Source organism: Nocardiopsis oceani (genome assembly GCF_054777395.1).
Map to the genome: position 1 here is coordinate 1 of NZ_BAAHAR010000095.1, position 7,770 is coordinate 7,770.

At 67.3% G+C, this 7,770-nt stretch carries 8 protein-coding genes and 1 tRNA gene; 7 read left to right on the forward strand and 2 right to left on the reverse strand.

Translation table 11 applies throughout. From position 1 onward, the window contains the following. Nucleotides 1-710 precede the first annotated feature (710 nt). Complete coding sequence (locus tag ACYVDG_RS32210) at nt 711-1,778, reverse strand: adenosine deaminase (protein WP_460763827.1); 1,068 nt, start codon at nt 1,776-1,778, stop codon at nt 711-713. A 129-nt stretch (nt 1,779-1,907) separates the two neighbouring features. Then, a complete protein-coding gene (locus tag ACYVDG_RS32215) occupies nt 1,908-3,116 on the reverse strand; it encodes a pyridoxal phosphate-dependent aminotransferase (RefSeq protein ID WP_460763830.1) in 1,209 nt (402 codons plus the stop codon). Between the two features lie 157 nt (nt 3,117-3,273). On the opposite strand from ACYVDG_RS32215, the gene ACYVDG_RS32220 reads away from it, so the two are divergent. The 7 genes from ACYVDG_RS32220 to rplL all read left to right on the forward strand — a co-directional run bounded on the left by ACYVDG_RS32220 (nt 3,274) and on the right by rplL (nt 7,571). Then, nucleotides 3,274-3,346, forward strand: a tRNA-Trp gene (locus ACYVDG_RS32220). A gap of 102 nt (nt 3,347-3,448) precedes the next feature. After that, nucleotides 3,449-3,736 (forward strand): preprotein translocase subunit SecE, encoded by a 288-nt coding sequence (secE, locus tag ACYVDG_RS32225; protein ID WP_460763835.1) that lies wholly within the window; start codon nt 3,449-3,451, stop codon nt 3,734-3,736. A gap of 177 nt (nt 3,737-3,913) precedes the next feature. Beyond that, nucleotides 3,914-4,723: a transcription termination/antitermination protein NusG gene (gene nusG / locus ACYVDG_RS32230; protein WP_460763840.1), complete on the forward strand. Its 810-nt coding sequence runs from the start codon at nt 3,914-3,916 to the stop codon at nt 4,721-4,723. Between the two features lie 246 nt (nt 4,724-4,969). After that, nucleotides 4,970-5,398, forward strand: a complete 429-nt coding sequence (gene rplK / locus ACYVDG_RS32235) for a 50S ribosomal protein L11 (RefSeq protein WP_460763844.1) — start codon at nt 4,970-4,972, stop codon at nt 5,396-5,398. A gap of 102 nt (nt 5,399-5,500) precedes the next feature. Continuing rightward, nucleotides 5,501-6,178, forward strand: coding sequence for a 50S ribosomal protein L1 (gene rplA, locus ACYVDG_RS32240; protein ID WP_460763847.1), 678 nt, complete (start codon nt 5,501-5,503; stop codon nt 6,176-6,178). Nucleotides 6,179-6,559: 381 nt separating this feature from the next. Next, the gene (rplJ, locus tag ACYVDG_RS32245) at nt 6,560-7,087 is read left to right on the forward strand and encodes a 50S ribosomal protein L10 (RefSeq protein ID WP_460763850.1); all 528 of its coding nucleotides are present in this window, start codon (nt 6,560-6,562) and stop codon (nt 7,085-7,087) included. 97 nt (nt 7,088-7,184) lie between these two features. Next, complete coding sequence (gene rplL, locus ACYVDG_RS32250) at nt 7,185-7,571, forward strand: 50S ribosomal protein L7/L12 (protein WP_460763854.1); 387 nt, start codon at nt 7,185-7,187, stop codon at nt 7,569-7,571. The last annotated feature ends 199 nt before the right edge of the window (nt 7,572-7,770 follow it).

The window sequence follows — 7,770 nt, forward strand, 5'->3', positions numbered from 1 at the left end:
ATGATCTTGCCCCTGTCTCCACTCTCGGCGGCCGAGGGTGGAGACAGGGGCAAGATCATCGGGGTTTTCGCTGGGCGCATTGACCGGCCGCGACACCCGCAACCGGTAGGCTCCGGCGCAGGGGCCCCACCGGCCGCAGGCCGTGCTGTTCGGGGTTCGCAGGGGCGAATGACCGGCCGCGACACCGCCAGGCGTCAACGCTCCGGTGGAGTGGCAGGGATCGGCCGCCAGGCCGAGGGGTTCGGTTTTTCGGGCGTAGCCCGGAATGGCTCGGACCTCGACCACCCGTCCCCCTTTCCCGATAGCCGCCAACCCGCCGTCGGAGCGGAGCGGGTCAAGGTGGAGCGCCGTTGATGCGCGAAGCGCTCGATGGCGACGACCTTGAGGCGCGCAGTGGAGACGGCCACAATCGGGCGGCGGGAAAGGAGGGCGCCTTTAGCCAACAGGGAAACCCCGACTGTCGCCACCCGACATTTCCAGGACGTGCCTGGGGCGTGGAAGTAACCCACACCAAATAAATAGAATGTTTCAAGGTGGTATCTGGGATCCTTTGGTGCCTCTGTGCCTCTGTGCCTCTGTGCCTCTGTGCCTCTGTGCCTCTGTACCTCCGAGCCTCTGCGCCTCCGTGCCTCTGCGCCTCTGCGCCTCTGTACCTCCGAGCCTCTGTACCTCCGAGCCTCTGCTCCTCCGGGTTTCCGGGCCTTCGGCTTCTACCGACCCTCGGCGGCAGGATCGGTGATGGGTTCGGGCTCGCTGGCGATCCAATGGTCGACGCCGGAGAGGAGCTCCTTCTTGAGGAAGTCCGGGGCTCCGGCACCCCGGATGGACATGCGGGCGAGGTCGGCGATCTCGTGGTCGGAGAACTCGAACACCTCACGGGCGATCTGGTACTGCTCCAGGAGCCTGGGACCGAACAGGAGCGGGTCGTCGGTGCCGAGGGCGATGGGAGCCCCCGACGCGTAGAGCTTGCGGAGGGGCAGGCGGTCCAGTTCCTCGATGACGCCGAGGCCCACGTTGGAGGTCGGGCAGATCTCGAGGGTGACCTCCTGGGTGGCGATGCGCTCCAGGAGGTAGGGGTCCTCGACGGCGCGGACGCCGTGGCCGATCCGGTCGGCGTCGAGCTCGTCCAGGCACTCGCGGATGCTGCGGGGGCCGTTGAGCTCACCGCCGTGGGGCGCGGAGAGGAGACCGGCCCGCTTGGCGATGCGGAAGGCACCCTCGAACTCTCGGGCGCGGCCGCGGCGTTCGTCGTTGTTCAGGCCGAACGACACGACCCCCTTGCCCCTGTACTGGCGGGCAAGCCGGGCGAGCGCCTTGGCGTCGAGGGGGTGCTTGGTGCGGTTGGCGGCGACCATCAGGCCGATGTGGACACCGGTGTCGCGCTCGGCGGCCTGGGCCGCGTCCAGGATGAGTTCGAGGGTTGCGGTGAGCCCGTCGAAGAGGGACGCGTAACCGCTCGGGTCCACCTGGATCTCCAGCCACCGGGAGCCCGCGGACTTCTCGTCTTCAGCGGCCTCACGCAGGAGCCGGTGGATGTCTTCGGGCTTGCGGAGCACGGATCGGGCGATGTCGTAGAGGCGCTGGAAGCGGAACCAGCCCCGTTCGTCGGTGGCGCGGAGCTTGGGAGGCCACTCCTTGGCCAGGGCCTGGGGCAGGTGTACCCCCCGCTCCTCCGCCAACTCCACAAGGGTGTCGTGGCGCATCGAGCCGGTGAAGTGCAGGTGCAGGTGTGCTTTGGGCAGCCGGTCCAATCGGCGAGCGGTGGTCGGTGTCTCCATGACGTAAGCCTGCCGCATGTGAGGCACCCAGCGGGCCATGATTGACCAACGCCACATCGACCAGCGCCACGGGTGGGGACACACGAAAGCGCCCCGTGCTCGGCACGGGGCGCGTTTCGGCGTGGGGAGCTACTTGGCCTCGGCCAGGAGCCGTTGGACGCGGCCGACGCCCTCCGCCAGGTCCTCGTCGCTGAGCGCGTAGGACAGGCGCAGGTAACCGGGGGTACCGAAGGCCTCGCCCGGCACCACGGCGACCTCGGCCTCCTCGAGGATGATCTCAGCCAGCTCGGTGGAGCTCTGCGGCGTCTTACCGCGGATCTCCTTGCCGAGCACCCCCTTCACCGACGGGTAGGCGTAGAACGCGCCCTCGGGCTCGGGGCAGACGACGCCGTCGATCTCGTTGAGCATCCGCACGATGGTCTGGCGGCGCCGGTCGAAGGACTTCTTCATTTCCTCGACCGCGGTGAGGTCGCCGGTGACGGCGGCCAGCGCAGCGGCCTGCGAGACGTTCGCGACGTTCGAGGTGGCGTGCGACTGCAGGTTGCCGGCGGCCTTCACGATGTCCTTCGGGCCGATGATCCACCCCACACGCCAGCCGGTCATCGCGTACGTCTTCGCGACGCCGTTGACGATGACGGTGCGGTCGGCGATCTCGGGGACCTCGACGGGCAGCGAGGAGAACTCGGCGTCGCCGTAGACCAGGTGCTCGTAGATCTCGTCGGTGAGTACCCACAGGCCGTTCTCGTTCGCCCACTGACCGACCGCGCGGACCTGCTCGCGCGGGTAGACGGCGCCGGTCGGGTTCGAGGGGGAGACGAACACCAGGACCTTGGTGCGGTCGGTGCGAGCGGCCTCGAGCTGTTCGACACTGGCCATGTAGCCGGTGCTCTCGTCGGTGACGACGAAGACCGGGACACCGCCCGCGAGCTTGATGGACTCGGGGTAGGTGGTCCAGTACGGGGCGATCACGATGACCTCGTCGCCCGGGTCGAGCATGGCGGCGAAGGCCTCGTAGATGGCCTGCTTGCCGCCGTTGGTCACCAGGACCTGGGCGGGGTCGACCTCGTAGCCGGAGTCACGCTTGGTCTTCTCGGCGATGGCCTTCTTCAGCTCGGGAAGGCCGCCGGCGGGGGTGTAGCGGTGGAAGCGGGGCTCGCGGGCAGCGGCCACGGCGGCGTCGACGATGTAGTCGGGGGTCGGGAAGTCCGGTTCACCCGCGCCGAAACCGATGACGGCACGGCCCTCCGCCTTCATGGCCTTGGCCTTGGCGTCCACCGCGAGGGTGGCGGACTCGGAGATGGCGCTGATACGTGCAGAGACACGGGGTCGGTCAGTCATGTTGCCCATGTTGTCATGCCCTCGCGAAACGGTTTGGCCGGAGTGGCGGAGAGGGCATACACTCATCCGCGTCGGCCAGTCGTTACGGAGGCGTCACACCTTTCCGGGTGTGCGGTAGTACTCAGGACCGGCTATGGTGGGAGCGCAGTTTCCGCTAAGGGCAGTGGCTCAATTGGCAGAGCACCGGTCTCCAAAACCGGCGGTTGGGGGTTCGAGTCCCTCCTGCCCTGCAAGTCCGCACGCAGGACCGGGGTGGCGATTTCTCGCCACCCCGCCGCGAGGGCGAGGAACTACGGGGAATTTGAAGCAGCCCGCGACCCTAAGGACCCCAGGTGACTCAGACTGACGCCGACGCCAAGCCCGAGAAGGAGCCCGCGCGTCGTACCGGTCCGGTGACGTTCACCAAGCAGGTCGTCGGCGAGCTGCGCAAGGTCCGCTGGCCCACGCGTAGGGAACTGGTCACCTACACCATCGTCGTCATGGTGTTCGTGGTGATGGTCCTCTCCTACGTCTCCCTTCTCGACTACGCCTTCGGTGAGGCTGTGACCTGGCTTTACAGCAACTTCGGTCGTCCTGAGGGCGTCGAAGCCGTCCCTGAGGGTGTTCCCGAGGGCCCCTAAGCCCCCCTTCCGGGGCGCCTCTCGACGGTGGCCGTTTCCACGGCCTTGGCCCCGCTCGTCCGCGCGTTGGTCCCGTGTCGCCCGGAGAGACCGTAAGCTGGCACAACTGGGTTCGACGCACGGCCTGTTCGGTGTGCGTCGCACGCACTAGCGAATCCGACGAGAGAAAGAGCAGCCGTGTCCGAGTCCCCACTGACCTCTGACGACTTCCCCGAAGAGGAGCCGGATCAGTCGTCGGCGGAAGAGACCGGCCTGGCGGGCGAGCTGTCCGAGGAAGCGGTCGAGCAGGCCGACGCAGACAGCCCGGAGCCGGCCGAAGAGGCCGACGGGAGCACCGAAGGGGCCGAAGAGGCCGAAGCGGAGCCCGAGCTGCCCCGTCTCGACCCCGTCGAGGAGTTCAAGAACGAGCTCGTCCTGCTGCCCGGCGACTGGTACGTCGTGCACACCTACGCGGGCTATGAGAAGCGGGTCAAGGCCAACGTCGAGAGCCGCACCCAGTCCCTCAACATGGAGGAGTTCATCTTCCAGGTCGAGGTTCCCGAGCACGAGGTCACCGAAGTCAAGAGCGGTAAGCGCCAGCAGGTCACCGAGAAGGTCCTGCCCGGTTACGTGCTCGTCCGCTTGGACCTGACCGACGAGTCCTGGTCGGCCATCCGGAACACCCCCGGTGTCACCGGCTTCGTGGGTCTGTCCAACAAGCCGGCTCCGCTGAGCCTCTCCGAGGTCGCCAAGCTACTGGCGCCCGAGCCGGAGGAGGAGCCGGAGCAGGCCCAGCAGGCCGCGGCCAGCGGTGGCAGTGCCGAGCCCCGTTCCGACGTCGCTTACGAGGTCGGCGAGTCCGTCACGGTCATGGAGGGTCCGTTCGCGACCCTGCCGGCCACCGTCAGCGAGATCAACCCGGACACCCAGAAGCTCAAGGTGCTGGTGTCGATCTTCGGCCGTGAGACCCCGGTCGAGCTCTCGTTCAACCAGGTCTCCAAGATCTGATTCGCCCGGACCAGTTGTCCGGACGACGTAGACTTGGTAGGTCCGCCCGTTTCCGGGCGGACCTACTGTCGCGTGTACCACCTCGGTGGTGCGCGCCCCGGCCCGTCCGGTCCCGACGGGCCGTGACTCCGCGCTCTGCCGCGGAAGGCCTCCTTCGGCAGCGGTGCCGCCGTGCCCTCGTGGCAGGGGAGCACCGTCAGGGAGGCAGGGGCCGGCACACAACGCAGATCAGGCAAAGGACCCGATATGCCTCCGAAGAAGAAGCTTGCCGCACTCGTCAAGGTGCAGCTCCCCGCCGGTCAGGCGACCCCGGCGCCGCCCGTCGGTACCGCTCTCGGTCCGCACGGCGTCAACATCATGGACTTCTGCAAGCAGTACAACGCTGCTACTGAGGGCCAGCGCGGCAGCGTCATCCCCGTCGAGATCTCCATCTACGAGGACCGCTCCTTCAGCTTCGTCACCAAGACGCCTCCGGCGCCGAAGCTGATCCTCAAGGCCGCGGGCATCGACAAGGCCGCCACGGACCCGGGCCGCAACACCGCTGGGAGCATCACCGCCGACCAGGTCCGTGAGATCGCGCAGACGAAGCTGCCCGACCTCAACACCGACGACATCGAAGCCGCAGCGAAGATCGTTACCGGTACCGCCCGCTCGATGGGCATCCAGGTCAAGTAGCTCTCCGCGCGGTCGCTCAGGCCGCGGAAGCTCGACGGCAAGAACCACAGTGGCAGGGCCAGGCGCTGGCCCGGAGACCACATGTTCCTGTAGGAGAACAGCGTGAAGCGCAGCAAGAACCACCGTCAGGCGAACAACCTGGTGGACCGTGACCGGCTCTACAGCCCCGCCGAGGCCGTGCAGCTGGCCAAGGACACCACCAAGGTCAAGTTCGACGCGACCGTCGAGGTCGCCCTGCGTCTGGGCGTCGACCCGCGCAAGGCCGACCAGATGGTCCGCGGCACCGTGAACCTGCCGAACGGCACCGGCAAGACCGCTCGGGTCCTGGTCTTCGCGACCGGTGAGCGTGCCGAGCAGGCTCGTGCCGCTGGCGCCGACATCATCGGCGACGACGAGATGGTCGAGAAGGTCCAGAACGGCTTCCTCGACTTCGACGCCGTCGTGGCCACCCCGGACCTCATGGGCAAGGTCGGCCGCCTCGGCCGCGTGCTCGGTCCGCGTGGCCTCATGCCCAACCCCAAGACGGGCACCGTCACCCCGGACGTGGCCAAGGCCGTGACCGACATCAAGGGCGGCAAGATCGAGTTCCGCGTGGACCGCCACGGGAACCTGCACTTCATCATCGGCAAGGTGTCGTTCGACAACGCCAAGCTGGTGGAGAACTACCAGGCCGCGATCGACGAGGTGCAGCGTCTCAAGCCGTCCGCGGCCAAGGGCCGCTACGTCAAGAAGGGCGTGGTCACCACCACGATGGGCCCGAGCGTCCCGCTCGAGGTCTAGTCCTTCTCTCTTGGCTTGAAGGCCTGAGCGAAACAGGCCTGACCGCCGCGGGCCCCGCCTCCTCTGGGGGAGCGGGGCCCGTCGCGTGTCGCGGATCACCGGTCATGTGTGCCTCATGTGTTCGAGCACCTCCGGGAGTCCGCTATTGTTGGTAATTGCCGAAGACCGCTGGTCGTCACCCGATCGGGTGACCTAAGGACCCATTCACGATGGGCGCCCGCGCAGGTGTCACCAGAGCTTTCCCGTTCCGGGGTCCGTGCCAGTCACGGCCTGAGAACGCGGACATGCCCCGTGCGCCTCGCGCCCGGGGCTTTTTCTCGTGCAGACGCCGATCGTGGGAGTCCTTGGGAATCGCCAGCGTTCACTGTTGGAAGGAGTCCCATGGCGAGGCCGGACAAGGCAGCCGCGGTCGCCGAACTCTCGAACGAGCTTCGTGAGTCGAACGGCGCCGTGCTGACCGAATACCGGGGGCTCAGTGTTGCGCAGATCTCTGAACTGCGTCACAGCCTCGGCCAGACTGCGCGTTTTCGCATCGTCAAGAACACGCTGACCAAGATCGCGGTCAAGGACGCCGGTGTCGACGAGCAGATCAGCGATCTGCTCGAGGGCCCGTCCGCCATCGCCTTCGTCCACGGGGACGTTGTCGAGGCCGCCAAGGGTCTGCGTGACTTCTCGAAGAAGAACTCGTCCCTGGTGATCAAGGGCGGACTCATCGACGGCAAGTCGATGGCCGCCGAGGACATCAGCAAGCTGGCCGACCTGGAGTCCCGAGAGGTTCTCCTCTCGAAGCTGGCGGGTGCGCTCAAGGCCAAGCAGGGCCAGGCCGCCGCCGTCTTCCAGGCGCTGCCCTCCAAGACTGTGCGTCTCGCGCAGGCCCTGGCGGACAAGCGCAACGAGGAAGCCGCTTAAACCTTTTGAACCACGGCGGGTGCCGACAGCGCCCGGCCACTGGCTCGCACGATGCGCCGTCGGGCGCGCGTGTCGTTAGAGAAAGAGAGATCGCACCATGGCGAAGCTCAGCAACGAGGACCTGCTTGCCGCGTTCGAGGAGATGACCCTCCTCGAGCTGTCCGAGTTCGTGAAGCTGTTCGAGGACAAGTTCGACGTCACCGCCGCCGCGCCGGCCGCCGTCGCCGTCGCCGGCCCCGCCGCCGGTGGCGCCGCCGAAGAGGTCGAGGAGCAGAGCGAGTTCGACGTCGTCCTCGAGAGCGCTGGCGACAAGAAGATCCAGGTCATCAAGGAGGTCCGCGGCCTCACGAGCCTGGGTCTCAAGGAGGCCAAGGACCTCGTCGACAACGCCCCGAAGGCTCTGCTCGAGGGCGTCAGCAAGGACAACGCGGACAAGGCCAAGGAGGCCCTCGAGGGCGCCGGCGCCACCGTCACCCTCAAGTAGTCCTCTGCGGGCCTCAGAAGCCCGCTGGTCTGCGTCAAGCGGCCGTTCCTCCTCCGGGAGGGGCGGCCGCTTTCTTGGTGTGCCCAGCATGGGCAGTTGCTTGGAGGTGGAAGTCCTCTAGAGGAAGCGGCAGTGCTAACTCTGAGCCGGAGGCAACGGCGTCACCGTGAGGTGGGGTCGAGAGGAAGCCCGAGGCGAA